The organism is Sorangium sp. So ce1014, assembly GCF_051521505.1.
In the GTDB taxonomy this organism is placed as follows: Bacteria; Myxococcota_A; Polyangia; order Polyangiales; family Polyangiaceae; genus Sorangium.
Genome location: NZ_CP150356.1, coordinates 9,831,626 through 9,857,364 on the forward strand (window position 1 = coordinate 9,831,626; position 25,739 = coordinate 9,857,364).

The 25,739-nt window shown below is 70.3% G+C and carries 22 protein-coding genes; 12 read left to right on the plus strand and 10 right to left on the minus strand.

Annotation, left to right across the window (positions count from 1 at the left end; translation table 11 throughout):
• Positions 1 to 69 precede the first annotated feature (69 nt).
• The 5 genes from WME75_RS37250 to WME75_RS37270 all read left to right on the plus strand — a co-directional run bounded on the left by WME75_RS37250 (position 70) and on the right by WME75_RS37270 (position 8,010).
• The gene (locus WME75_RS37250; RefSeq protein WP_437481171.1) at positions 70 to 1,638 is read left to right on the plus strand and encodes a sensor histidine kinase; all 1,569 of its coding nucleotides are present in this window, start codon (positions 70 to 72) and stop codon (positions 1,636 to 1,638) included.
• Entirely contained in the window at positions 1,635 to 3,554 is a 1,920-nt protein-coding gene (locus WME75_RS37255; protein ID WP_437481173.1) for a sensor histidine kinase, read from the plus strand. Before WME75_RS37250 ends, WME75_RS37255 begins: the two co-directional genes overlap by 4 nt.
• A gap of 83 nt (positions 3,555 to 3,637) precedes the next feature.
• Complete coding sequence (gene ruvB, locus WME75_RS37260) at positions 3,638 to 4,660, plus strand: Holliday junction branch migration DNA helicase RuvB (RefSeq protein WP_437481175.1); 1,023 nt, start codon at positions 3,638 to 3,640, stop codon at positions 4,658 to 4,660.
• A gap of 132 nt (positions 4,661 to 4,792) precedes the next feature.
• Positions 4,793 to 6,814 (plus strand): PAS domain S-box protein, encoded by a 2,022-nt coding sequence (locus WME75_RS37265; RefSeq protein ID WP_437481178.1) that lies wholly within the window; start codon positions 4,793 to 4,795, stop codon positions 6,812 to 6,814.
• Positions 6,815 to 6,849: 35 nt separating this feature from the next.
• Complete coding sequence (locus WME75_RS37270; protein WP_437481180.1) at positions 6,850 to 8,010, plus strand: sensor histidine kinase; 1,161 nt, start codon at positions 6,850 to 6,852, stop codon at positions 8,008 to 8,010.
• 22 nt (positions 8,011 to 8,032) lie between these two features.
• Here WME75_RS37270 and WME75_RS37275 read toward each other — a convergent pair whose 3' ends face one another.
• From WME75_RS37275 to WME75_RS37305, 7 genes are all read right to left on the minus strand, one after another.
• The gene (locus tag WME75_RS37275; RefSeq protein ID WP_437481182.1) at positions 8,033 to 8,551 is read right to left on the minus strand and encodes a hypothetical protein; all 519 of its coding nucleotides are present in this window, start codon (positions 8,549 to 8,551) and stop codon (positions 8,033 to 8,035) included.
• Positions 8,551 to 9,252 carry an anti-sigma factor family protein gene (locus tag WME75_RS37280; RefSeq protein ID WP_437481185.1) on the minus strand — a complete coding sequence of 234 codons (702 nt, stop codon included), beginning with the start codon at positions 9,250 to 9,252 and terminating at the stop codon, positions 8,551 to 8,553. The genes WME75_RS37275 and WME75_RS37280 overlap by 1 nt, the downstream gene beginning before the upstream one ends.
• Complete coding sequence (locus WME75_RS37285; RefSeq protein WP_437481188.1) at positions 9,249 to 10,055, minus strand: sigma-70 family RNA polymerase sigma factor; 807 nt, start codon at positions 10,053 to 10,055, stop codon at positions 9,249 to 9,251. Before WME75_RS37285 ends, WME75_RS37280 begins: the two co-directional genes overlap by 4 nt.
• 110 nt (positions 10,056 to 10,165) lie before the next feature.
• The gene (locus WME75_RS37290) at positions 10,166 to 11,317 is read right to left on the minus strand and encodes a S1C family serine protease (RefSeq protein WP_437481190.1); all 1,152 of its coding nucleotides are present in this window, start codon (positions 11,315 to 11,317) and stop codon (positions 10,166 to 10,168) included.
• Positions 11,314 to 11,616, minus strand: coding sequence for a DUF1844 domain-containing protein (locus tag WME75_RS37295; protein ID WP_437481193.1), 303 nt, complete (start codon positions 11,614 to 11,616; stop codon positions 11,314 to 11,316). Before WME75_RS37295 ends, WME75_RS37290 begins: the two co-directional genes overlap by 4 nt.
• On the minus strand, positions 11,613 to 11,843 hold the full coding sequence (locus tag WME75_RS37300) for a hypothetical protein (protein WP_437481196.1): 231 nt from the start codon (positions 11,841 to 11,843) through the stop codon (positions 11,613 to 11,615). Before WME75_RS37300 ends, WME75_RS37295 begins: the two co-directional genes overlap by 4 nt.
• Positions 11,844 to 11,883: 40 nt before the next feature.
• Positions 11,884 to 12,495 carry an FKBP-type peptidyl-prolyl cis-trans isomerase gene (locus WME75_RS37305; protein WP_437481199.1) on the minus strand — a complete coding sequence of 204 codons (612 nt, stop codon included), beginning with the start codon at positions 12,493 to 12,495 and terminating at the stop codon, positions 11,884 to 11,886.
• 81 nt (positions 12,496 to 12,576) lie between these two features.
• Here WME75_RS37305 and WME75_RS37310 point away from each other — a divergent pair, with 81 nt between their 5' ends.
• Genes WME75_RS37310 through WME75_RS37325 form a run of 4 tightly spaced genes read left to right on the plus strand, consistent with a single transcriptional unit; the run spans position 12,577 to position 17,281 of the window.
• A complete protein-coding gene (locus WME75_RS37310) occupies positions 12,577 to 14,031 on the plus strand; it encodes an efflux RND transporter periplasmic adaptor subunit (RefSeq protein ID WP_437481202.1) in 1,455 nt (484 codons plus the stop codon).
• A 6-nt stretch (positions 14,032 to 14,037) separates the two neighbouring features.
• The gene (locus WME75_RS37315) at positions 14,038 to 14,835 is read left to right on the plus strand and encodes an ABC transporter ATP-binding protein (protein ID WP_437481204.1); all 798 of its coding nucleotides are present in this window, start codon (positions 14,038 to 14,040) and stop codon (positions 14,833 to 14,835) included.
• Positions 14,832 to 16,052 carry an ABC transporter permease gene (locus WME75_RS37320; RefSeq protein ID WP_437481206.1) on the plus strand — a complete coding sequence of 407 codons (1,221 nt, stop codon included), beginning with the start codon at positions 14,832 to 14,834 and terminating at the stop codon, positions 16,050 to 16,052. The genes WME75_RS37315 and WME75_RS37320 overlap by 4 nt, the downstream gene beginning before the upstream one ends.
• Entirely contained in the window at positions 16,049 to 17,281 is a 1,233-nt protein-coding gene (locus tag WME75_RS37325; RefSeq protein WP_437481208.1) for an ABC transporter permease, read from the plus strand. The genes WME75_RS37320 and WME75_RS37325 overlap by 4 nt, the downstream gene beginning before the upstream one ends.
• A gap of 74 nt (positions 17,282 to 17,355) precedes the next feature.
• Here the strand turns inward: WME75_RS37325 and WME75_RS37330 are convergent, their stop codons facing one another.
• From WME75_RS37330 to WME75_RS37340, 3 genes are all read right to left on the minus strand, one after another.
• A complete protein-coding gene (locus WME75_RS37330; protein ID WP_437481211.1) occupies positions 17,356 to 19,572 on the minus strand; it encodes a S1 RNA-binding domain-containing protein in 2,217 nt (738 codons plus the stop codon).
• A 127-nt stretch (positions 19,573 to 19,699) separates the two neighbouring features.
• The gene (locus WME75_RS37335) at positions 19,700 to 20,800 is read right to left on the minus strand and encodes a P-loop NTPase (protein WP_437481213.1); all 1,101 of its coding nucleotides are present in this window, start codon (positions 20,798 to 20,800) and stop codon (positions 19,700 to 19,702) included.
• A gap of 128 nt (positions 20,801 to 20,928) precedes the next feature.
• Complete coding sequence (locus tag WME75_RS37340) at positions 20,929 to 22,224, minus strand: hypothetical protein (protein WP_437481216.1); 1,296 nt, start codon at positions 22,222 to 22,224, stop codon at positions 20,929 to 20,931.
• A 173-nt stretch (positions 22,225 to 22,397) separates the two neighbouring features.
• Between WME75_RS37340 and WME75_RS37345 the strand changes: the two genes are divergently transcribed.
• The 3 genes from WME75_RS37345 to WME75_RS37355 all read left to right on the plus strand — a co-directional run bounded on the left by WME75_RS37345 (position 22,398) and on the right by WME75_RS37355 (position 25,731).
• A complete protein-coding gene (locus WME75_RS37345; protein ID WP_437481219.1) occupies positions 22,398 to 23,105 on the plus strand; it encodes a TlpA family protein disulfide reductase in 708 nt (235 codons plus the stop codon).
• Between the two features lie 151 nt (positions 23,106 to 23,256).
• The gene (locus tag WME75_RS37350) at positions 23,257 to 23,784 is read left to right on the plus strand and encodes a peroxiredoxin family protein (protein ID WP_437481222.1); all 528 of its coding nucleotides are present in this window, start codon (positions 23,257 to 23,259) and stop codon (positions 23,782 to 23,784) included.
• Positions 23,785 to 23,859: 75 nt separating this feature from the next.
• A complete protein-coding gene (locus WME75_RS37355) occupies positions 23,860 to 25,731 on the plus strand; it encodes a DUF6029 family protein (RefSeq protein WP_437481224.1) in 1,872 nt (623 codons plus the stop codon).
• Positions 25,732 to 25,739: the final 8 nt, after the last annotated feature.

The following is a 25,739-nucleotide window of genomic DNA, read 5'->3' on the forward strand; positions in this document are numbered from 1 at the left end:
GTCCCCAGCGCTCTGGCGCCTGAGGCGGCCCGTACGCCGCCCGAAGCGCGCTAGCATCCTGCCTTCGCCGTGGCTCGCCGTCGTCGCCTCATCCGCTGGCCTCGCGGCACGATGCCGCTCGTGCCGCTCGCGCCCGCGATCGTGATCGTCGTGGCGATCGCCACGGCGGTGGCGATCGCGCTGATCGGTATCCGCCAGCTCGCCAAGATGAGCGATCAGGCCGCGAGCCTGCGCGCGGAGGTGCTGGCCGCGACGCTGTCGGCGCGGCTCCCGGGGACCGCCGACGCGGAGCGGACCGAGCTCCTCGGGCAGGCGGCGCGGCGGGCCGGGTCGGAGATCCTGCTCGTCGAGCACAGCGGCCACGTGCTGGTCAACGAGAGCTTCGGCGCGCCGGCCAAGGCCGACATCTTCCAGATGCTCACGCAGGGCAAGGGCGAGGCGGTGACCTCGCTCGGCCGCGTCCGGTTCTCGGCGCGCCCGCTCCGCCCGCCGCTGTCCCACCTCTCGGTGATCACCTTCGTCTCCGCGCCGAGCCCGCCGCCCGACTCGATCGCCCTCGGCAACGCCGTCGCGGCGCTCACGACGCTGCTGCTCGGCGTGGCGGTCGCGGTCGCGCTCTCGTTCACCAAGGCGGCGCGCGACGACGTCGACTACCTGCGCGAGCGCATCACGGCGATGGCGCGCGGCCAGGGCCAGAGCGCGTCGAGCACGGACCTGATCCAGATCGAGCCGGTGCCGATCCGATCGCTGGACCAGGTGGGCCTCCTGACGGCGGCCTTCAACCTGCTGATCACCCGCTTCGCCGCGGCGGAGCGCACCTACCGGGCGGACCTCCAGCAGGCGTCCGCGATGGACCGCGAGCGCTCGGCGTTCCTCGCGGGGCTCAGCCACGAGCTGCGCACGCCGCTCAACGCCATCCTCGGGTTCGCGCACGTCCTCGAGAGCGAGGTCGACGGGCCGCTCAGTCAGGACGCGCGCGAGGCGCTGTCCGTCATCCGGCAGAGCGGCGAGCACCTGCGCACGCTCATCGACGACATCCTCGATCTGTCGGCGCTCGAGACGGGCAAGCTCCAGCTCTCCCGCCGCGCCGTCAACCTCCGCGTCCTCGTCGATCAGGTGATGCGGGAGGCGTCCGCGGCGGCGCGCGACAAGCCCATCCAGCTGCGCGTCACCGGGGACCACGGCCTCCTCGCGCACGCCGATCCGCGGAGGGTGCGGCAGATCCTGACGAACCTCGTCTCGAACGCCGTCAAGTTCACGGCGCGCGGCTCGGTGAGCGTGCACATCGCCGCGCGCGGCCGCTACGCGGCGATCGTCGTCCAGGACACCGGCCCCGGGATCCCACCGGAGGAGACGTCGGCGGTCTTCGAGGAGTACCGGCAGACCGGCGACGTGCGCTCTCGCCGGGCCGGGACGGGGCTCGGGCTCTCGATCGCGCGGCGCCTCGTCCTGATGCACGGCGGGACGATCCAGCTGGACAGCGAGCTCGGGCGGGGCTCGACCTTCACGATCACCCTGCCGATCTGGGTGGTCCCGCCCCCCGCGCCCTCTCCGGTCCAGCCCGCGCCCGACGCGGCGGCGCCGCCCGCGAGCGAGCCAGGCGGCGGCCGCCCAGCAGGAGGAGGGAGGATCGCATGAACGAAGAGCGCATGAGGGACGACGCGATCCACTTCGCGCGGCGCGTGCTCGTCCGCCAGGCGCTGGTCGGCGTCGCCGCGTTCGGGGCGATCGCGGCGCTCGCGCCGAAGCTGCTCATCCTGGAGCAGGACGTCGCCGCGAGCGTGCTCTCGGTCGGCGCGAAGATCGCCCTCGCCGCGATCTTCGCGACCACGCTGCTGACGCTGCTCCGGCTGCGCACGCACCGGGACCTGCTGCGCTCGCTCATGATCGGCTCGCGCGACATCGATCACGAGGAGCTCGAGCGGTTCGCCGAGCTGCCGCCGTCGCTGGCGCTGCGCTTCGTGCTGGCGAGCTCGACGATCTCGAGCCTCACGATGATCCCGGGGATCAGGCCGGAGAAGCTCGACGACGGCCGCGCGGTCAGCCTGCTCATCCTCGCGATCACGATCCTCAGCGCGTCCGCGATCCCGCACTACGTGCTGACGCGCGCCACCACGTTCAGCCTCTTCGAGATCAGCCCGGCCGAGGCGATCGGCGCCTTGCTCGAGACGGCCGAGCTTTACCAGACGCCGCGCCGGCGGGTCACCTACAAGCTGCTCCTGGCCGTCGCCGCGCCGGTGCTGCTCGTCGGCGTCGGGGCGGTGCTCATCGCGAACGCGCACCTCCAGACGTTCATCGAGCGGAGCCGGCGCACGACCGCGGGGCTCATCGCGCGCACGGCGCTCGACCCGTCGCTCGGGGCCATCGCCGAGGCCCATCGCAACGACGTCGTGGCCTCCGCGGCGGAGTTCGGGTTCCTCGCGCGCGTGGAGCCCCACTGCGTGGGCGCGGAGCCCTCCTTCGGCCGCGAGGCCGACGGGCAGATCGCCGTGATCACGCCGCTCGACGGCGGCTGCGTCAACATCCGGTTCTCGGCGGATCTCGAGCCCTCCGCCGCGATCTGGGGCGCGCTCGTCGCGCTGCTCGCGGTGCTGGTCGCCGGGGCGCTCGGCAACCTGTTCGGCCGCGTCCTCGCGGCCGATCTCGTGCACGCCACGAAGCAGGTGCGCCTGCTCGGCACGGACAGCGTGCTCCGCGGCGGCACGCAGATCGCGCGCCCCGCCCGGTTCGCCGTCGTCGCTCGGCTCGGGCACGCCATCGAGGATCTCGCCGAGCGCTTCCGCGTCTTCGCCGCGGCGCAGGAGCGCGCGCTCGAGGCCCGCGAGGCGGCGCAGCGCATGCGCGGCCTCCTGTTCGCGAGCGTGAGCCACGACCTCAAGAGCCCCCTGAACGCGATCCTCGGGTTCGCCGAGCTCGTGGGCCAGGAGGACCTGACCGCCGCGCAGCGCGAGAGCCTGGAGCTCATCTCGACGCGGGGCCGGGAGCTCCTCGGCCTGATCGAGTCGATCCTCGACGCCGCGCGCGTCGAGGCCGGGCAGCTCACGCTCGAGCCCCAGCCGACGTCGGTCGGCGCGCTCATCGCCGGCGCGCTCCGCAAGGCGCGCGAGCTCGCGAGCGACGCCGACGGGGAGGTCGTCGTGGAGGTCGGCGACACGCTGCCGCTGATCCCGGTCGATCAAGCGTACATGACGCGCGCGATCGCCGTCATCGTGGCGCACGCGCTCAGGACCGGCGCGGCCGACCCGTCCGCGCGCCTCGTGCGCCTCACCGCGACGATGGCCGGCGAGTTCAACAGCGAGGTCCGCATCGACATCGAGTACGGCAGCCGCGACGTGCCGCCCGACGAGCTGGAGGCGTTGTTCAGCCGGCAGACCACGGCGCGCGGCCGCGGTCTGACCCTCGGCCTCAGCCATGCGCGCTCGGTGATCGAGCTCCACGGCGGCTCGCTCGAGGTGGACGGCGCCCCGGACGGCCGCCCGCTCTGCCGCGCTCGACTGCCGCGCGTTCCGCCCCCGCGTCGCCCCCGCCTCTCATCGGTCCCCGCGCTCGGCTGACCTCGCCCGCAGCCGCGCGAATCACGGGTCGCCGGCGCGCGGGATCGCTTCCCTTCGCCCTCGGCCCGCGGTACTCCCGGGGCATGCCTGAACGGGCGCTCTCTCCTGCCGAGACAGGCGACGACGATCGCTTCGACCGCCTCTTCCGGCCTGCCTCGCTCGCGGAGTACGTCGGCCAGACCAAGCACACGGAGAACCTGAAGGTCTTCGTCGAGGCCGCGCGCCGGCGGCGCGAGCCGCTGGACCACATGCTCTTCTGCGGTCCGCCCGGGCTCGGCAAGACCACGCTCGCCCACATCCTCGCCCGCGAGATGGGCGTCACCCTCCACGTCACGAGCGGGCCGGCGATCGAGCACAAGGGCGCGCTGGCCGGGTTGCTGACCAAGCTGGAGCGCAATGACGTGCTCTTCATCGACGAGATCCACCGGCTCACGCCGGCGGTCGAGGAGAGCCTCTATCCCGCGATCGAGTCGTTCCAGATCGACATCATGACGGGCGACGGCCCGTATGCGACGACGATCCAGCTCGCGCTGAAGCCGTTCACGCTGGTCGGCGCGACGACCCGCACCGGGCTGCTCACCGCGCCGTTGCTGTCGCGCTTCGGCCACATCGTCCGCCTCGATTTCTACCCCGTCGAGGAGCTCGAGCGCATCGTGCAGCGCAGCGCCGGCCTGATCAACGTGCCGATCGACGCCGGGGGAGCGCGCGAGATCGCGGCGCGTGCGCGGGGCACCCCGCGCGTCGCCAACCGCCTCCTGCGCCGGGTCCGCGACTTCGCCGAGGTGCTCGGCGACGGCGCGATCACCATGGCGATCACGCGGAAGACGGCGGAGCGGCTCGATATCGACGCCGCCGGCCTCGACGAGATGGATCGCAGGCTGCTGCGCGTCATCATCGATCACTACGACGGCGGCCCCGTGGGCGTCGACACGCTGGCCGCGGCGCTCAGTGAGCCGCGCGACACCATCGAGGACGTGTACGAACCGTTCCTGCTGCAGCAGGGCTTCCTCGGCCGCACGCCGCGGGGCAGGGTCGCGACCCGCCGCGCGTACGAGCACCTGGGCCTCGCGGATCCGTCGGTGAAGCAGGGGGATCTCTTCTCTTGACCCACGCCGCGTGGCGCCCCGGTGCGCCGCGCCGCCGTGTGCCGTCCGCGATGTTTCGTGATCGCGCTCCGGGATTGCGCCGTGCCCCGGAAATCTCTCATCGCTCCAGCGTGGAATCGATAAGCTTACGGTGTGTGGCGCCGTGATCCTGTGCTCGTCGTGGATGACGACGCCGTCAGCCGGCAGATGCTGCTGCACGCGCTGGCCGACGCGGGCATCGAGACCGTCGCCGTCACCTCGGGCGCGGAGGCGCTCGCCTGGCTGAAGGAGAGCGTACCCGCGCTCGTGCTGCTCGACCTCGTGATGCCGCCTCCGGACGGCTACGTCGTCCTCAGCGCCGTACGGGACGATCGCCGCACGCAGGACGTCCCGGTCGTCGTGTTGACGGCGCTCGACGCGGACGAGGACGTCGCCCGCGCCTTCGAGCTCGGCGCGGACGACTTCATCCGCAAGCCGTTTCGCCCGGCGGAGCTCATCGCCCGCATCCGCGGGCAGCTCCGGATCCGCGACTACGTCGACGCGCTCGCGCGCAGGGAGCACGACGCGAAGGTGGTCCTCGAGCTGACGCAGGCGCTGTCCTCGACGCTCGACTTCCGGAACATCCTCTTCACGGTCGTGCGCCGCATCGCCGAGGTGGCCCGCGTCGACCGTTGCAGCATCGTGCTCGTGCGCGACTCGGGCAACGTCGGCTACGTGGTCGCCGCGAGCGACGACAAGGAGCTCCGCGACCTGCCGATCGATCTCGGGAAGTACCCGGAGATCCAGCGCGTCATGCGCACGGGCGACGTGCTCGTGATCGACGACGCGAAGGCGCACCCGCTGTTCGACATCGTGCGCGCGGAGCTCCCGGAGAACGCGTTCCGCTCGCTCGCCCTCCTGCCCATCCTGTTCGAGGACAAGCCGCTCGGCGTGCTCTTCCTGCGCGGGCGGCAGCCGGTGGCCCCCGATGCGCACGAGCTCTCGCTGGCCCGCACGGTCGCGAGCGCCACCGCGATCGCCCTGCGCAACGCGCGCATCCTGCAGTCGCTCCGCGATCAGACACAGAAGAGCACCTTCGCCCGGTTCGAGGCGGAGCGCCGGCTGAAGGCGCTCCAGCGCTACGCCGACTTCTTCCACTCGACGGCGGACGGCATCATCGTCGCCGATCCCGACGGCCACATCCTCTTCTCCAACCCGCGCGCCCAGGCGATCACCGGGCGCACGGCGGAGGACCTCGAGAGGGCAAACCTGGCCGACGTCGTCGATCCTCGCGAGCACCCGCTCCTCGAGGAGATCCGTGCTGGCTTCGCCAAGGGATCGTTCCCGCACATGGTGGACTTCACGGTGAGGCGGGGCGAGCACGAGAAGCTCATCCTGAGCTTCAGCTTCAGCAGCGTCCTCCGGGAAGAGAGCGGCGCCGTCCTGGTCAGCTTCCGCGACGTCACCATGGAGCGCGCCACCGAGGCGGAGCTCACCAAGACCAAGGAGTTCCTGGAGCGCGTCATCGAGAGCTCCGTCGACGCGATCGTCTCGGCCAACATGGAGGGCATCGTCCTGCTCTTCAACCGCGCCGCCGAGCGGATCTACGGCTATGACGCGAAGGAGGTCGTCGGCGCGATGAACGTCCGCGCGCTCTACCCCGACCACAACGCCGAGCAGATCATGAGGCTCATCCACGCGAAGGAGCACGGCGGACCCGGCCGGCTCGAGGGCTATCGGACCGAGGTCCTGGCCAAGGACGGGTCGCGCGTCCCGGTGCACCTCTCCGCGGCGTTGATCTTCGAGAACGGCGTCCCGGTCGGCTCCGTCGGCATCTTCACCGACCTGCGCGAGCGGATGCGGATGGAGGCCCGCCTCACCGAGGCGCAAGAGGAGCTCCGCGCTCGCGAGAAGCAGGCCATCATCGCCGAGCTCGCGGGCGCGGCCGCGCACGAGCTGAACCAGCCGCTGACCAGCGTGCTCGGCTACGCCGAGCTGATCTGCCGCCGGATCGACGACGCGTCCCCCATCATGGGCGCCGCGGCGACGATCCGCAGCGAGGCCGAGCGGATGGCGGAGATCGTCCGCAAGATCGGCAAGATCACCCGCTACGAAACGAAATCCTATGTCGGTGCCGCGAAGATCATCGATCTTGACCGATCGAGCGGCGACGACCCGAACAGGGTGATCGGGTGAGCGGAAGGAGCGCGGAGCGCCGGGGGAAGCAGCCGTTGTCTGACGCTCCCGTCACGCTCCGGAAGCCCCTCACCCGGGACATCCCGCTCGAGTGGATAGACAGCCTGCTGATCGCGTCGAGCGAGCTGGATCCATCGGCCTCCATCGAGCAGCGCGCCTCGGCGCTGCTCGGCGCAGCCGCGAAGGTGCTCCCGGGCTGCGGGCTCGGCGTGTACATCCCGGGAGCGACGGGCGCGCAGGTGGCCGTCCGGGTGTCGCCGCGCGCCCGCCGCGACGACAGCCGCGATCCGGCGCGGCTCCTCCCGGAGTTCGCCTTCGAGCGCGTCGTATCCATCGAGCCCGAAGGTCGCTCGACGATGCACATCGCGGCCGACGACGCCGGGTACCTCGACAGCGCGCCGATCCAGGCGCTCGTCGACCGGCTCGTGCTCACCCTGGGCGCGTCGCTCCGCGAGGCGCGTGCGCACGAGTCGCTGCGCGCGCAGGTCATCCAGGCCGAGAAGCTGGCCTCCCTCGGCAAGATGGCCGCCGGCGTGGTGCACGAGCTCAACAACCCGCTCACCTCGATCCTCGCCTACTCCGAGTACCTGCGCCGCAAGGGCGAGCGCAGCGGCTTCGACCCCTCGGACCTCGAGCGGCTCGCGCGGATCAACGAGGCGGCGGATCGCATCCGCCGCTTCTCGCGCGATCTGATCGCCTACGCGCGGCCGTCCACGGAGAAGCCGGGCGCCGTCTCCCTCCACGACATCATCGAGCGCGCGCTCGTCTTCTGCGAGCACCTCCTCGACCAGACGGGCGTCACCATCGACCGGCGCTTCAGCGAGATACCTCCCGTGCGGGGCGTCATCGATCCGCTGACGCAGGTGTTCGTGAACCTGTTCACGAACGCCGCGCACGCGATGCACGAGCACGGCGGCTGCCTCGGCATCGCCACCGCGATGTCGCCGGAGGACGGCTACATCACGGTGAGCATCCGGGACGACGGGCACGGGATCGACACCGCGCACCTGCCGAGGATCTTCGACCCCTTCTTCACGACAAAGACCGACGGGACCGGCACCGGGCTCGGCCTGAGCATCGTCAGGAACATCATCGCCTCGCACGGCGGCAGCATCCGCGCGGAAGCGTGCGCCCCGCGCGGGACGGTCTTCCATCTCGACCTGCCCGTCGCGCTGCCCTCCTCGGCGCGCCGCTGAGCGGGCGCCGAGCGCTCTCGGCTCAGGGCGCGACCTTGATGCCGAGCACGAGCACGCCGCCCATGTGCTGCTGACCCGCCACGAAGAAGCTCTCGCCGGCCTTCGCGTTCACCTCGAGCAGGGGCAGGAACGTGTTGCCGCCTGGCTTCTGGATGCTCGCGCTGACGACGAAGCGCTTCGGCTCGTCCTGCTTCTTCGCGGCCACCACGTCCTTCAGCGACACCATGAGGACGCTGCCGTTCGGCAGCTTCGTGGTGGTCGGCGTACCCTTCCGCAGGCTGATTTTCAGCCGATCGAGCAGCTTGTAGCTGTTGTACGCGGAGAACGGCGGCTTCCCGAGCTCGGGCATCTTGCCGATCTTCGGATCGATGCCGGTCCCGTCGTTCGTCGCATGGAGGACCACGACCTCGGACGTGATCGCGGCGTCGGCGGGCGCCGCCGGAGCAGGGGCCGGCGCCTTCTCTTGCGCGACGGCGGGGGAAGAGCTCGCGCCGAGCGCCAGGACCATCATCGCGGTGATCGCACTCGCAAGAAATCTCATCACTGTCCTCCCGGACCGTCATCGGAGAGCCAAACCACCGTGGTCGTCGGGCCTGAAGCCGCGGCCTCCCGCGGAACGTAGAAGATGGTGCCCATGCGCGCCCCGAAGTCGACCGCGGCGACCTCGACGCCGGGCTCGATCTCGCCCTCGGCGCTCGGCACGGCGGCGGGCTCGTGCGCCGGCGCCGCTGCCGGGGGGGCGAGCACCACGGAGGGTGCCGGCGCCGTCAGCTCCGCGCTGGGCGCCTCCGCGCCCGTCCGGCCCCAGACCATCATCGCGGCGGCCGCCGCCACGGCGAGCGCCGTCAGCGCGAAGATCCCGCGCGCGTTGTCGTTGGCCGGCGACCCCTGGAGCCTCCGCGCGCGGGGCGCATCGCCCGACGGCGACGCCGCGAGCGGCTGCACGACAGCGCCTCCGCTGGCCTTCGTGGTCCCCCCCTGCCCTTCGAGGATCTTCGCCATGACCCCGTCGGCGATGCCGTCGGCCGCGCTGGCGGCGAGCGCGCTGTCCCGGATCATGTCGGCTGCGGTGACGAGCCCTGCGACCTTCGCTCGGCAGCGCGGGTCATGGAGCAGGTAATCCTCCACCTGCCGGTGGCGAGCCTCGTCGAGCTCACCGTCGACATAGAGCATCAGCTCCAGATCCGTCGGCGGGGTGCTCGCGTCCCCGTGATTCGCCTTGCTGCTGTTGGCGGTACTCACGCGATCTCCTCCGGGTCCTCTGCGGCGGCCTTGCCCTCTTCCTCCGCGTAGCAGTCAGCAAGGGCGCGCTGAAGCTTCTGACGGGCGTGGAACAGGCGGCTCATGATCGTCCCTTTCGAGACCTCCATCGCCTGCGCCATCTCCTCGTAGGACATCCCCTCGACCTCCCGCATCAGGATCACGCCTCGGTGGTAAGGGGGCAGCGCGTCGAGCGCGGCCTGGATGCGCCCGGCGATTTCCCGGCGCCGGACGACGTTGAGGGGGTCGGCGCCGTCGATCCGAGCGACAAGCGGGAAATCGGACTGCTCGTCGGCTGCCTGGTTTTCCTGAAGCTCGACGTCGCGGCGCCCTGGCTTCCGCATGAGATCGATCGCCAGGTTCGTGACGATCCGGTAGAGCCAGGTAAAAAACGAGGAGCCGCCCTGAAAGGAGCCGAGCCCCTTGTAGACGCGGAGGAAGGCTTCCTGCACCAGCTCGCGGGCGTCGTTCTCGTCGCGGACGAGCCCCATCGCGATCGCGAAAGCCCTGCGCTGGTGCCGTTCCACGAGCGAGCGGAACGCCGCCTGGTCCCCCTTCTGCGCCCGCTCGATGAGCTCACGATCTTCCTCCGCTTCCCGCCGTCGTGCCTCGCGATTGGACGCACGGGCGGAAGCGCTATTCAGGCGCGCGTGGAGCTGCTCCGCTCTGCGGTGTGCGCCCCCCGCGGACGGGAGATCGCCTTCCATGTCGCCCGGCGCATCGCCGGGAGGGCCGGGAGGTGCGGCCGGCTCGAGCTCGTCCGGGGAGGAAGGTACAGAGGCCACGGGGTCAGCTTACCTGAGGAGGCTGGGGGACAAGGAACGTCGCGCGGCAGACGGCCTGGCCGGGCACACGGCCGGCGGGCGTGCCGGGCAGAAGGCAGGGGTCACCCGGCTCACGGCTCATCGGGCTCTTCGTTGAGCTCGGGGAGCTCGCCAAGCGTGAGGCGCACATCGAAGACCCGCTCGAGCCGGGCAACGCGGAGCGTAACGACCTTGCTCACGCCGGCGATGCTCGCCATCCACCGAAGCTCGTTCGGGTCGGAAATCGGCTGTCCCTCGAAGCCGACGATCACGTCATCCGGCGCAATGCCAGCCCGGTCCGCGGGCCCCCCCGGCACCACGGTCTTCACCCACGCCCCCTTTCGATCGGGCCGCTTCAGCCGCCCCGCCTCGATCGAGTTGAGCACGTCGACGATCACCCCGACCTGGCTCCGCCGGATCTTCCCGTCGCGCAGCAGCATCGGCAGGAGCTGCCGCACCATGTTGATCGGGATCGCGAACCCGATGTTGTTCGCGTTGGCGCGCACGGCCGCGTTGATGCCGACCACCTCGCCCTTGAGGTTCAGGAGCGGGCCGCCGGAGTTGCCCGGGTTGATGCTCGCGTCCGTCTGGAGGAAATTGAAGTAGCCGCTCGGATCGAGCCCCTTCACGTCGTCCCGGGTGCGACCCTTGGCCGAGAGGATGCCCGCCGAGACCGTGTGGGAGAGGCCGAAGGGGTTGCCGATCGCGACCACCCAGTCGCCGACCTCCATGGTGTCCGAGTCGCCCAGCGGGAGCGACGGGAGCCCCTGATCCTCGACCTTCAGCACGGCGACGTCCGTGTGCTTGTCGCGGCCGACGACGGTCGCCTTGATGTCGCGGCCGTCGACGAAGCTCACGAGGATGTCGGTCGCGCCCTCGATGACGTGGTTGTTCGTCAGCAGAAAGCCCTCGGGATCATAGACGAAGGCCGTCCCGAGCCCCTCGGCGACCGTGCGGCGACGGCCGCCCGGGTGCTGCTGTCGCTCGACCCGGGCCTTGACCGTGGCGACCGCAGGATCGGCCCTGCGCGCGAGCGGCGCGAAGGAGCCGGGCATGCCCTCGGAGCGGACGATGGAAGGAGGGGGCGGCGCCGGAGGAGGCGGCGGTGGGGTCGCCACCGGCACGGCGCCCGAGGGGACGGCGGAGCTGCTCGCGCCGGAAGAGTGGCCGGGGGAGGCCTTGTTGCACGCGGCGATCAGGCAGGCGAGGAGGACCCAGGAAAGAGCCCTGGCGCCGGCGATCACGAGCGTTTCGAGACCTCGAGGTAGCGCATCCGCAGATCGTAGAGCGCCTGCTCGATCAGGCGCTCCTCGTCACCCGTGAGGTTCCCCTTGGTCTTCTCCTGGAGCAGGGAGAGCAGGTCGATGTCCTGATGCGCCAGGACCAGGTTCTGCTCTTCCCTCCCGTCAGGGCTGGGCGCGTCGCCGAGGTGCACGTACGCGGAGCCGATGATCGACAGCACGAACGTCGAGAAGTCGAGCGTCGGCAGCTCCGCGGAGCTCCCGAGCGGAGGGAGCTCCTCTTGATCGTGCGCGTCGCTCACTCTGACCCTTCGTCGTCGAGCTCAGGCTCGACCCGCGACCCGTGCGCTGACGCGCCGAGCGCCGGCTGATCGACGATGATCGACTCGGTTTGCTCCTCTTGATCCGGCAAGCTCGCGAGGTGCGCCTCGATGGTCGCGGCGCTGAGCGTCCCGCTCGCCAGGAGGCGCTCGCGCACCCGACGATCAAGCTGCAGCTCCGTCAGCTTGCCCTTCTCACCTACGGTCATGATGTGATCTCCTCGAACAACCCACCCGTTCGCGGTGGGTTTATGACGACTTCTTCGAGAGCGTCACGAGCACGTCTGCATCCCCGTGCTCGTGAGGGTGGCCGTGCTCATGGTCATGGTCATGGTCGTGATCGTGACCGCAGCACCCCCCGCTCTCGGACTCCTCGATGCGCTCTTCCAGCTCGGTCTGGGCCTCTGCGATCTCTTCCTCGCTGGCGGCGCGCACGTCGCTGACCTGGACCTGAAAGCGCACCTTCTGGCCGGCCAGGGGGTGGTTCGTGTCGACCCGGAAGCCGTCGGGGAGGATGTCGACAACCCGGAGCGCGACCGGCTCGCCGTCCGGCCCCTCGGCGACGAACTCGTCGCCGACCTCGACCTCGCCCGCCTCGGGGAAGTCGGCCTTGTCGACCTCGAACACGCCGGAGTCCTCGCGCTCGCCGAACGCATCGGCCGGCTCGACGGTGATCTCGCGCTGCTCGCCGGCGCGCAGCCCCTCCAGGGCGCGCTCCAGGCCGGGCACGATCTGGGCGTATCCGTGGACGTAGACGAGCGGCTCCGCGGTCGACGCCTGGTCCACCGTCTCGCCGTTTTGGTTGTAGAGGACGTAGGACAGCGTGACGACCGTGTCCGTTGCGATGGGCAGCGACTCCATAGGCGGCGGTTGGTCTGCCATGGCGGTTCCGCGGTTTCAAGCGAGCCGCGCGTGCATAGCGGCATGCTATGAGGAGGTCCGATGGCCAATTCCATAGCTCGGGCGACCGGTCGCGACCCTCTCGACGCGTCGGCCCCTGCTGCGCAGGCCAGCCCGGAAGCGGAGCGCGTCCGCCCCGGTGAGCCGCCGCCGGGCGGGATACGACCGGCCTCGGCAGCGCCTCCGCCGCACGGCGCCGCAGCGGACCGGGGCCCGCGCGCAGATGGACCGCCTCCCGGGCGCGGGAAGGAGAGCCTGGAGCAGGAGCTCTCCCGGGTGGGCACGAAGCGCTGGCTCGGGCGGCTCGGCGTCCTCGCGACGATCGCCGCGCTCGTCGCGGCGATCGTCGTGTGGAGGATCCGGACGACGCCGCCGCCGCCGCCGCGCTACGTCACGGGCGACATCACCACGGGCGACGTGATCGAGGAGGTGCAGTCGACGGGGCAGGTCAAGCCGCTCACCGAGGTGCAGGTCGGCGCGCAGGTCTCGGGGAGAATCACCAAGGTTTACGTGGATTTCAACAGCATCGTGAAGGCCGGCGACGTGCTGGCCGAGATCGATCCGACGCTCTTCGGGGCGCAGATCGACTCGAACCAGGCGCAGGTCGAGGCGGCCAGCGCGAGCGTCGTGCGCTCCGAGGCCTCGCTGGGGACCGCCAAGCAGCGGCTCGACCGCGCGAAGAAGATGGTCGCGGAGGGGGTCGGCTCGCAGGCCGATCTGGACACGGCGCAGGGCGCCTACGACGTCGCGCTCGCAGACCTCGCGGCGGCGAAGGCGCAGGTGGCGCAGCTCAGGGCGGTGCTCCGCTCCTCCACGACGAACCTCCAGTACACGCGCATCTTCTCGCCCATCGACGGGGTCGTCATCAGCCGCGCGATCGATCCCGGGCAGACCGTGGCGGCGAGCTTCCAGGCGCCCACGCTCTTCGTGATCGCCCAGGATCTGCGCAAGATGCGCGTGCTCGCCGACATCGACGAGGCGGACGTCGGTCGGCTCCGCGAGGGCATGGAGGCGGACGTCAGCGTCGACGCCTTCCCGGGCGAGACGTTCCGGGGGACGGTGAGCCAGGTGCGCTACAGCCCGCTCAACCAGTCCGGCGTCGTGACGTACGCGGCGGTGGTCGAGGTCGACAACCCCGACGTCAAGCTGCGGCCGGGGATGACGGCCACGGTGAGCATCCGGTCCGCCCAGGCCAGGGCGGTGCGGCGGCTGCCGAACGCGGCGCTCCGGTTCAAGCCGGCCCCGGAGCGGGACAAGGACGGCAAGGAGATCAAGGCGCCACCCCTCGAGCCGCTCCCGCCGAAGAAGGGCCGCGTCTACGTGCTGGCCGACGCCGCGCCGGGCGCGGAGAAGATCGAGCCGCGCGTCGTCGACATCGGGATCACCGACGGCATCTTCACCGCGCTCACGACCGATCTCGGGCCGGTCAAGGTCGTCACCGACGAGAACGACAGTCCGTCATCGGGCGGCAGGGGGCGCGGCCCCCGGCTGTTCTGAGGCGTGATGCTGCCGCAGAGCCAAGGCGTCGCCGCGGTGCTCCGAGACGAGCCGCTCATCGAGCTCGCGAGCGTCGGCAAGGACTACACGACCGAGGCCGTCGTCGTGAGGGCGCTTCGCCATGTGGATCTGACCATCCAGCACGGCGATTTCGTGGCGATCGTCGGACAGAGCGGCTCGGGGAAGAGCACCCTGATGAACATCGTCGGGTGCCTGGACCGGCCGACCCGGGGCACATACCGGCTGGACGGGCTCGACGTCACCCGACGCAGCAACGACGCGCGCGCGATCGTGAGGAACCGCCTCATCGGGTTCGTCTTCCAGGGCTTCAACCTGCTGCCGCGCACCACGGCGCTCGAGAACGTGGAGCTGCCGCTCGTCTACCGGGGCGTCGGCGTGGCGGAGCGGCGCAGGCGCGCGCTCGAGGCGCTCGGCGCGGTGGGGCTGGCCGATCGCCTGCACCACACGCCGAACCAGCTCTCGGGCGGCCAGCAGCAGCGCGTCGCCATCGCGCGGGCGCTCGTCACCTCCCCGCCGCTGCTCCTCGCCGACGAGCCCACCGGCAACCTCGACACCCGCACGAGCTACGAGGTGCTCGGGCTCCTGCAGCGGCTCAACCGGGGCGGGATCACCATCGTCCTCGTGACGCACGAACCGGACATCGCCGCCTGCGCGAGTCGCGTGATCACGATGCGCGACGGCGAGGTCCGCAGCGATCTCAGGAACGAGCGCCCCGTCGACGCGGCGGTGGCCCTGGCCGCGCTGCCGCCCTCCGGGGCGGAGAGCGACGAGCGGGCACCGTGAGGGGCTACCTCGCCGCCGTCCGGATCGCGCTGCGCGCCATCGTCCGCTCGAAGCTCCGCGCCGCCCTGACGGTGCTCGGCATCCTGATCGGGGTCGCGGCCGTCGTGATCGTGGTGGCGCTCGGGACGGGCGTACGCAACCGCATCCTGGGCGAGATCTCTGGCCTGGGTGCGAGCTCGATCTACATCTTCCCGCAGTCGACGCAGGCCTCCGGGCTGAGGCGCCGCGAGAGCGTGCGGATGTCGGAGGCCGACGGGCTCGCGGTCCTGAAGGAGTCGACAAGCGTGGCCGCGCTGAGCCCGTTCAGCTCGACCTCGATGCAGATCGTGGCCGGAGAGGCCAACGTCGCGACCCAGGTCATGGGCGTGACGCGGAGCTACCTCTCGATCCTCTCGTACCGCGTCGCCAAGGGCGACGGCTGGACCGACGCGGACGAGCAGCTCAAGGCGAAGGTCTGCGTGATCGGCGAGACCGTCCGGGAGGACCTGTTCGGCTCGAGCGAGGCCGTGGGGCAGTACATCCGGATCGGCAAGCACCCGTTCCGGGTGATCGGGGTGCTCGAGAAGAAGGGGCAATCCCCGTTCGGCGAAGACCAGGACGACCGGCTGCTCATGCCGATCGGCAGCTTCCGGTCGCGCGTCGTACCGAGCGCGCCGGGCAAGGTGCAGATGCTCGTCGCCGCCGCGACCAGCGAGCGGACCGTCGATCGCGCGGTGGAGCAGATCGACAGGATCCTCCGGCAGCGCCACGAGATCGCGCCGGACGACGAGCCCGATTTCGTGATCCGCACGCAGGCGGAGTTCCGGGCGTCCCAGGAGCGGATCCTGGACACCTTGACGATGCTCCTGTCGTCGATCGCCGCGGTCTCGCTCCTCGTCGGCGGGATCGGCGTCATGAACATCATGCTGGTCAGCGTCACCGAGCGGACGCGTGAGATCGGCATCCGCATGGCGATCGGCGCCTCGGAGGGCGACATCCTGGTCCAGTTCCTGGTCGAGGCCATCACCCTGTCGCTCATCGGCGGCGTCATGGGGCTCGGCGCGGGGCTCGTCGTGATCAAGGTCCTCGCCGCGGCGCTCGGCTGGAACATGACGTTGCCGGTCAGCGCGGTCGTCATCGCGGTGGGGACGAGCGCGACGATCGGGATCGTCTTCGGGTTCTTCCCGGCGCGGCGCGCCGCGCACCAGGATCCCATCACCGCCCTGAGGCACGAATGAGCGCGACGCTCACCCGCGTCCTGTCGGCGATCGTGATCGCGCTGCGCGCCGTCCGCCGGAACAAGCTCCGCGCGGGGCTCACGATCCTCGGGATCACGATCGGCGTCGCGGCCGTGGTCACCGTCACCGCGCTGGCGAGCGGCGCGCGCGCCAACGTCAACGCGCAGATCTCGAACCTCGGCTCCAACTCGCTCATCGTCTTCGCGCGCTCCGCGCGCGCCTCGGGCGTCCGCAGCACCACCGGCGCCCGGCTCTCGGAGCTCGACGGCCAGGCGCTGGTGCGCGAGTCGACGAGCATCCGGATCGTGGCGCCGTTCCTCCGATCGAGCGCTCAGGTCATCTACGAGGGCCAGAACGCGAGCCCGACGCTCATCGGCACGCGCCTCAACTACTTCGAGATCCGGAGCTGGAGGGTGGCGCAGGGAGAGCCGTGGAGCCCCGCCTCGGAGAACCTCTCGGAGAAGGTCGTCGTCATCGGCGCCCAGACCGCGCGCGATCTGTTCGGAGCGCTCGATCCGGTCGGCCGGATGGTGCGGATCGGCCGCCAGGTCTACCGTGTGCTCGGGGTACTCGAGGAGAAGGGGGCGTCGCCCTTCGGGCAGAGCCAGGACGACATCGTGCTGATGCCCATCACCACGATGCGGTCGCACGTCGTCGCCACGCGGCCCGGGGAAGTGCATGCGATCCTGCTGAGCTCGACGTCCGCGGAGACGTCCGAGCGCGCCAAGCTGCAGGCCGAGGCGATCCTCCGCCAGCGGCACCGCATCGGCGAGGACGAGGAGGACGACTTCGCCGTCCGGAGCCAGGCGGAGTTTCAGGCCATGCAGGACGCGATCTTCGCGGCGCTCTCGGCGCTGCTCGTCAGCATCGCGGCGGTGTCGCTCGTCGTCGGCGGCATCGGCGTCATGAACATCATGCTGGTGTCGGTCACCGAGCGCACCCGGGAGATCGGCATCCGGATGGCCATCGGCGCCCGGGAGATCGACATCCTGCTGCAGTTCCTGCTCGAGGCGCTCGTGCTCGCCACGCTGGGCGGCATCGTCGGCAGCGCGCTCGGGTACGGCGTCATCCTCGGGTTCTCCAGCGCCCTCGGCTGGCCGATGAAGCTCGAGCCGGCGGCGCTCGGCGTCGCGCTCGGGGTGAGCACGGCGATCGGGATCGTCTTCGGGTTCTTCCCCGCGCGACGGGCCGCGCGCATGGATCCGGTGAACGCGCTCGGGCGCGAGTAGCGCGATCCCCTCCGGCGCGCGGCGGCCGGTGGGAGGAGGAGGCGCGGCCGCGAGGCGGCGCGCGCCTCCCGGGATCAGCTCTTCTTCATGAGGTCGGCGAACGTGCCGAACTTGGCCTCGCGCGCGACGCCGGCGCGGTACTGATGGTACGCCTGCTTCTCGGCGTCTTCCTTGAGGGCACGGATCGACAGCTTGGCCTCTCCCCGGCGCGGATCCACCTCGATGATCTTCGCATCGAACTGGGCCCCGATGGGGAACTCCTTGCGCAGGTCGGTGCCGCGCTGCGTGCCGGTGTGGCCGGCCGGGATGAAGCCGCGGGCCGCTCGCCCCGTCGCGCCGAGCACCCGGACGACGAGCCCCCCTTCGGTCACCTGCGTGACGGCCACCTTCACCGCCTTGCCCTGCTGCACGCGCTGGCGCGGCTCGGTCTCCTCGCCCTCGGGCGGGGCGGGGTGGAGCCCGATCCGTCGACCCGCGGCGTCGCAGCTCGCGACGACCACGTCGACCTCGTCGCCAACCTTCACCACCTCGTCCGGGTGCTGGATCGGCTTCATCGAGAGGTCGGCCGTATGAACGAGCCCATCGATGCCCGGCTCGAGCTCGATGAACGCGCCGAACGGCTGCAAGCGGGCGATCTTGCCCTTGTGGCGCGTGCCGACCGCGTACTTGTCCTTCACCGCGTCCCACGGATCGACCGTGGCGGCTTTGCGGCTCAGCCAGAGCTTGCCCTTGTCGTCGACGCGCATGACCTTCACGTCGATCTCCGCGCCCGGCTTGAACAGGTCCATCAGCTTGGCGCCGCGGTCGTGGCTCGCCTCGCTCATGTGGACCAACCCCTCGACGCCGCCGGCGTCGGGGAGCGCGACGAACACGCCCCACGCGACGACCTTGCGCACCACGCCCTTGTGCAGCGAGCCCGGTTCGATCGACGTGAGCGCCTCGGTGCGCGCCCTCCGGCTCTCCTCCTCGAGCATCTTGCGGCGGGACACGACGATGTCGCGCCCCTTCTTCGCGAACTGCGTCACGATGAAGTCGAGCCGCTGGCCCACGAGGTAGTTGAGGTCGGCGCCGTGGCGCAGATCGACGTGCGACGCCGGCGCGAAGGCGCGGAGGCCGCTGAGGTCGACCTCGAGCCCGCCCTTCACCGCCCCGGTCACGAACCCTTCGATCGGCTCGCCGCTCTGGAGCGCCGCCTCGGCGTGCGCGCGCGCCTGGTCGAGCTGCACCGACGCCCTCGACAGGAGGAGCATGCCACCGCGCACGCCGGTGCTCGCCACCGTCGCGATGAACTGATCGCCCTCGACGGGAGGCTCTTCATCGAGGATTTCGCGACGGTCGAACAGACCCGTGGCCTTCCCGGCGATGTCGATCCAGATGGCGTGGTCAGTGATTTTGCTGACCTTGCCAAACACTTCCTCGCCGATGCTGAAGGCGGGGCGATCGCGCAGCGGCGGCGCCCCCTGCCCCTTGCGCCGCTTGCGCCTCTCGCCTCCGGGCTGGGGCTGCCCCCCCGCCTCGTCGGCCGCCTGCTCCTCCTCGCCCTCATCATCTGCAGCATCGGATGCAGCGTCGGACGGGTCTGCGTCGCCGGCGTCGATCGCGGCGTCGCTCGCCTCTGCTGCCTCGGCGCCCGGCTGAGCGGCCTCGTCCGCGCCCTTGCGTCGGCGGCGACGGCGGCGCTTCTTTCCTGCGCCCCCCTCCGCCTGAGCGACCGCGCCGGCTTCGCCCGCCAGCGCAGGTTTCGCGGCTTGCGCGGGCTTCGCGGCTTGCGCGGGCTTCGCGGCTTGCGCAGGCTTCGCGGCCACCGGAGGATTCCGCCTGCCCGGGGGGGACCCGGGCTTACGGTTGCCAATATCATCCCGCGGCAGGCCGGGGACGCGGTTGCCGATGTTGTCGCCGGGCTGCTCTTCCCAGTCGTCATCGTCGTCGGCGCTCACCGGTGCGGCGGTGGGTACCGCTGCGGCCGGTGCTGCCTCGAACTGGGTCGAGCTCGCCTGCGGCGAAGTTTCTCCGCCCGACGCATCGCTCGCCTCGGAGGGGAAGGTGAGCTCCCCTTCATGCGCCTGGGCTGCTTGCTCGGGCGCAGCGTTCGCTGCTTGCTCGGGCGCAGCGTTCGCTGCTTGCTCGGGCGCAGCGTTCGCTGCTTGCTCGGGCGCAGCGTTCGCTGCTTGCTCGGGCGCAGCGTTCGCTGCTTGCTCGGGCGCAGCATTTGATGACTCGAGCGGGCCGCCCTGGTCGGCCGGAGCTGCCGGCGCGTCCGCCGGCGTGGTGGTATTTTCGTGGGTATTCATCCGCGCCTCGCGCGACAACGCATGCCGATGGGGGCGAAACGTGTTCGCGTTCTCTCCAGCGGCCCCCTCGGTTCAATGGGGGGGAAGGGCCGGAACCATAACGTACCTGGGACGTTTACGCGAGGGCCTACCGCATGATGGGCAGGTGCTTGTTCGTTCCCCCGCTCCGATCGATGCGCAGGCTGCCCCCGCTCGCGAGGTTGTGGGCGCTGATCTGGCCGGCCAGCCGCTCGGCCACATCCACGAACGCTCGCGCGATCGGGCTGCCCGGAGCAGCTTGAACGACCGGCGTGCCGGCGTCGCCCCACTCCCGGATGGCCGGATCCATCGGGATCTGACCGAGCAGCGGCGCCTCGGCGAACTCGGCGATCTTCTGCCCGCCGCCGGCGCCGAAGAGCTCGTGCCGCTTGCTGCACCCGTCGCACACGAAGTAGCTCTCGTTCTCGACCACGCCGAGCAGGGCGATCCCGACCTTCTGGGCCATCGAGACCGATTTGTACACGTCCTGGAGGGCCACCTCCTGCGGCGTCGTCACCACGATCGCGCCCGTGGTCCTCATCTTCTGGGAGATCGTCAGCACGATGTCACCGGTCCCGGGCGGCAGGTCCAGCACGAGGTAGTCGAGCTCACCCCACTCCACGTCGCGCATGAACTGGATCAGGGCGTTCTGGAGCATCGGTCCGCGCCAGACGACGGCCGACCTCGGATCTTCCAGCAGGAAGCCGATCGACATGAGCTTCACACCGAAGCGCTCGAGCGGCAGGAACTTCTGGCCATCGGCGGAGGTCGGGCGTCCCATCACGCCGAGCATGGTCGGGACGCTCGGCCCGTACATGTCCGCGTCGAGGAGGCCGACCTTGGCCCCCTCGCGGCTCAGCGCCAGCGTCAGGTTGGCGGCGACCGTGCTCTTGCCGACGCCGCCCTTGCCGCTCATCACGAGGACGATGTTGCGCACGCCCGGAGACGGGTCGTCCTGGAGGATGGTGCGCGTCGGGAGGACGATGTCCCACGCGATCCGGACGTCCTTCGCGCCGGCGCCCTTCAGCGCCGCCTCGATGTCCGCAGCGAGCCGCTGCTTGAAGTAGCTGGTCAGCTCGACGGTGAGCGAAACCGCCTCGCCCTCGACCGAGAGCTCCCGGACGCGCCCGAGGTCTGTGAGAGGGCGCTGGAGATCCGGCGCGATGACCTTTGCGAGCGCGGCGAGGGCGGCATCCTTCGTGATGGGCATGGGGCGGAGGAGTTAGGACCGCACGGGATTCCCGTCAACCGGCGAGCGCGGCACGCTCGCGGCCGCTCGATTTCGCCTCGCCTCGCCTCGCGCGGAGCACCGGCCGTCCCGGCGTCCGGCCGCTTCCCTCACCAGCAGGAGGTGACCACGGAATCCTCGTCGCCCGGGTCGAGCTGGCGCGACGGCAGATAGCACCGCGAGTCCACGCACTCCCTGCTCGAGTTCACCTCGACGCACACGCACGCGCCGGGGAGCCCGCTGGGCGACTTCGGGCAGACGTCGGCCGCGTCCTCCGCGGTGCACCGGATGGGGAGCGCCGCGTCGACGCACACCCGCTGGCCGCGCAGCGTGGTGGTGCACTCCATCGTGGAGTCTTCGTCGCCGCAGTCGATGTCGTTGCGGCACGGCTCACAGAAGTTGCCCTTCCCGACGCAGGCGCCGAACCGCGGTGTGCACGCGCCGTCCTCGCACCTGTAGTCGAGGTCGCAGTCGGCGTCCTCGCTGCAGGACCTGGCGCACCGGCTCTCGCCGTCGATCGTGACGCAGCGCTGCCCTGAAACGAGCGAGCAGTCGAGATCGGAGCTGCACAGCGCGCACTGCGTGCGCTTGACGCAGGTGCTGCGCAGCAGGCACAGCGAGCCCTCGACATAGGTGTTGCGGTCGCCGAACATGGACGGGTCGACGCATCCTTCGTCGGTCTCGCCGCAGAAGCTGCTATTCCCCTTCTCCGTGCCGCAGATCGCGTGAGGGTCGCGGGTCACGGCGCACTCGAAGCCGCCGGGGCAGTCTGCGTTGCTCGCGCAATGCAGCTGCGAGCAGTACGCCTCGGCGTCGCCCTCTCCCTTGCCGAGGCACTCCAGGCCGTGCGAGGTGCACTCGTCGGGGGAGCAGGTCGGGATGAAGCAGTGGCTGCCGTCGCTGCACTTGCCGGCGGAGCAGGCGGGATCGTCGCCGCACACCGCGGTGTCGCGCTGGCACTCGCCGGGTTTACCCCCGCACTGCACCGGGTTGCACGGCGTATCATCAGGGCAGTACCCGAACTGGCCGCACTCGAGACCGAACGGACATGGCGCACCGAAACCCACCATTTTCCCGTTTGGCTTACAAACGGAAATTCCGACTTTTGTGTCGTCCTCCTCGGCGGGCATACAGTCCTGGAGCCCCGGGGTGCATTCCAGGTGGCTGCTGCACTTGAGCACGCAGCGGTTGCCGACGCAGGCGTTGCCCGGGAGGCAGAGTTCCGGCTCGCACTTGCCTTCGCAGACGCCGTTGATGATCACCCCCCCGAAACATTCGTCCCGCGGCGCGTCCGACGACGAGCAGGCGCCGTTCGCGAGGGCCGCCGCGCTCGCCAGGCAGCCCAGCATCAGGAACGCGTGGAGACGACGGAGACGGGCGCTGTGAGAGGCGATAACCTGCTGCATAGGACCTCAGCGCGGGAAACACCCGCGGATCGGGGCAGGCACCGCGGGCCTGGCCGGAGATTGCGGAAACGAGCCCCCGAGCGAAGCGGCGGCGACGACAAGGTTGCCCTTGACGCCCCCCGTGCCGCCCAGAAGAATGAGCACTCCTACACCATACTTCAGGCGGTGGCATCATGCGAATGGACGCAGTTCTCGTTTGGATGGGCCTTGGCGTCGTGGCAACCCTGGGGCTCGTCGGCTGCGCAGGAGAAGAGGATCCCATTCCGGCTCCTCCTTTTCCTGACGGGACGGGTCAGCCTGCGGCCAACGCTGCTCAATATCCGGCTGGGCCGTATGGGATCAGCCCCGGCCGGGTGATCGCGAACTATCAGTTCGTCGGATACGCCAACGCCGCCGAACACAAAGACACGATGCAGCCGATTCAGCTCGCCGACTTCTACAACCCGTCCGGGGAGGAGGTCTTTCCCGAGGGCTCGCCTTACGGCGCTGGCGAGCCGAAGCCGAAGGTGCTGCTGATCGACGTCTCGTCCGTGTGGTGCGGCCCCTGCAAAATCGAGGCGGAGTCCGTCCTGCCCCGGCTCTACGAGCAGTATCAACCGCTGGGCGGCGAGTTCCTGGTCCAGCTCGCTGACGGGAGGAACCCGGGCGAGCCGGCCGTGCCGCGCGACCTGTACCGCTGGACGACCCAGTACGACGTGCAATACCCGTCCGCGATCGACCCGTCATACAAGCTCGGCGCGCTCTTCCAGGCCGATGCGTTCCCGGCGAACATGCTGGTCAAGACGAAGGACATGACCATCGTCGAGGTCGTCGCCGGTGTGCCCGAGGAGAACAGCCGTTTCTGGCGAACCTTCGAGAGGATCATGAACGGCGAGATCTGAACGAGCCGCCGCGCGGGCGCATCGCCGAGCCACCGTGGTCGGCACGCCCGCGCGGGAGAATCTGCCAGGGCGCCGCTCGTGGCGTCCGCGACGTGAAGCCCTCATGCCGGGTCGGCCGCTCAGGCCGGCCCATTCGCGACGGAAACCCTCGATGAACCGAAATAGCCGCTGCGCGCTCTCGCTGGTGCTCACTGTCCTTGGCCTCGCGACCACCTCGTGCGGAGCAGCCTCCGGCGGCCCGGCGGCGAGCCCTGCGCCGGACTTCTCGCTCCCCGCCCTCGACGGCAAGACAGTCAGGCTCTCGGACTACTCCGGCAAGAGCGTCGTATTGATCGACTTCTGGTCGACCACCTGTGATCCGTGCCTGGCGGAGATGCCCCACATCGTCGAGCTCTACAAGAAGCACAGGGACAAGGGGTTCGTCGTGCTCGCCGTGTCCCTCGATGGACCGGAGTCCCGCGCGCAGGTGAGCAGCACGGCGCACGATAGGGAGATGATCTTCCCCGTGCTCCTCGACGAGGAGACGACCGTGGCGGCCAAGTACAATCCGAAGCGCGAGCTCCCGTTCTCCGTGCTCATCGGCCGAGACGGCTCGATTCTTCACAAGCGCGGCGGGTACCAGCCCGGCGACGAGGCGATGCTCGCCGAGCAGGTCGAGAAGGCGCTCGGCCAACCGTAGGAACGGAGGGACTCGCGCTCGGCGCCGCGCCGCGACGACGCTCCACGGGCGATAGGTCCATGGTAGGAACGCGAGGTGCGCTCCCTGCTCCAAGCCGCCCTTGCCTGTCTGCCCGCAGCGTCCCTCCTCCTCGCCGCCGCCCCCGCGGCGGCGATCGATGTCCCGAACGTCGGGGGCAAACCGATGGCGGTGGACATCGTGAACACCGCGGCCGCGGTGTACCACTTCGACAACCGGAACGACGATCCCCGCTACGCGTCGCGCTACCTCGACGACCACTACGGCGAGATCCTCGACCGGCTGGACGCGCAGATCAGCTGGTGGCGTCTTCAGCTCGGCGCCCGGCTCGATGCCGCCCTCTATGTCGGCAGGCCCTCGGCGACCAGCGCCGACCTGCAGCAGAAGATCCTGAACGATGAGGTCTTGTTCGAGATCAACGACGCCAGGCGGGAGCTCCACTCGCGGTACCGGAACACGGTCTATCCGGCGAAGCTCTGGGTAACCTACACTCAGGCAGGCATCGAGGCCACGGCAGGCGATTTTTACGCCCAGCTCGGGCGCGGCCTGGTCTTCAGCGCGCGCAAGATGGACGAGCTGGCCATCGACACGACGGTCCGAGGTGGCAGGCTCGCGCTCGAGCACGATTTCACGTTCCTCCGGCTCAAGGCCATGGCCTTCGCCGGGCAGCTGAACCCGCTGCGCATCGACAGCGCGAGCGGCAGGAGGCTGCACGGCGCCGGGTCGCCCCTCTTCCTCGGGTTCCCCGACGCGGAGAGCGCGGGAAACCTGATCACGGACGAGTCGACGTTGGACGCGCAGGGGAATCCGCGCCCTGTCAGGAACGTCGCGGAGGCGCGGCCGAGCTACGTCGAGGACACCGTGCTCGGCGGAAGCCTGGAGGTGGGGGTGAAGGGCGTGCAGCTCGCCGCGAACGGAGCGCTCCTCCGGGGCGAGATCGGCACGTTCAGCGGCTCGATCGGTGTTCCCTCGATCGCGGAGCGCGGGGACGTGTACGTCGAGGTGGCCGGCCAGCCGGGCCGAACGGAAGAGGGCCGGCGCATCCGGTCAGGCTATGCGATCTATGCGGCGGCGAACGCCCGCAGCGGGCCGCTCGCCGTGTCGCTCGAAGGGAAGCACTATCGCCGCTTCTTACCGCTCTCGGCCAGCATCGATGTCGACGTGCTGAACCCCGGCTTCAGCGCGCCCGAGTACAAGGGCCTCGCGTACAACCAACCTCCCACGGCAGAGCCCGTCTATGTCGAGCCGATCGGAGCGCCGAACGTCTGCGCAACGGGCGGGCGCGGGCGCGTCGACTACCGCTTCAACCGGAGCGTGTCCCTGTACGCCTGGCTCGGTCATTACGTGAGCTTCACGGAGAAGGCGAACGAGGAATGCATCACGGACGACGCAAACCGCACCGACACGTGGGACGTAGCGGCAGGCACCGAGCTCCACTTCGACGACAGCCGCTCGCACGTGCGCGCGTGGGCCGGAGCTCGGCAATCCGACGAGGCCGATTCGGAGCGCGCCTTCTACAGCGAGGGCTACGTCCGCTACGACATCGTGAAGCACCTCGCCGGAGCATTCTCCATCCAGGCGCAGGGCAACAGCCGCCGCCGCTACAGGCCAGAGAATTTCGAATCGTCCTGGATCGAAGGGGACAACTACATCGCGCTCCAGTGGTCGCCCCATCTGGCTGCAATTTTCGGTCACGAATACACATCCGTACCTGGTTGCGAGCCCGGCAAGGACGGCGAGCTCTGCCACTTCTTCAGCGGGGGGCTGCAGTGGAAGTCCGGATCAAAGAGGACGACGCTCGCTCAGATCGTCGACACGGCGCAGCTCTTCGTCGGCCAGCGGCGCGGAGGCCTGCGCTGCGTCTCCGGTGTGTGCCGGACCTTCCCGCCGTTCGAGGGTGCGCGGCTCGAGCTCGTCTCGCGGTTCTGAACGACCGG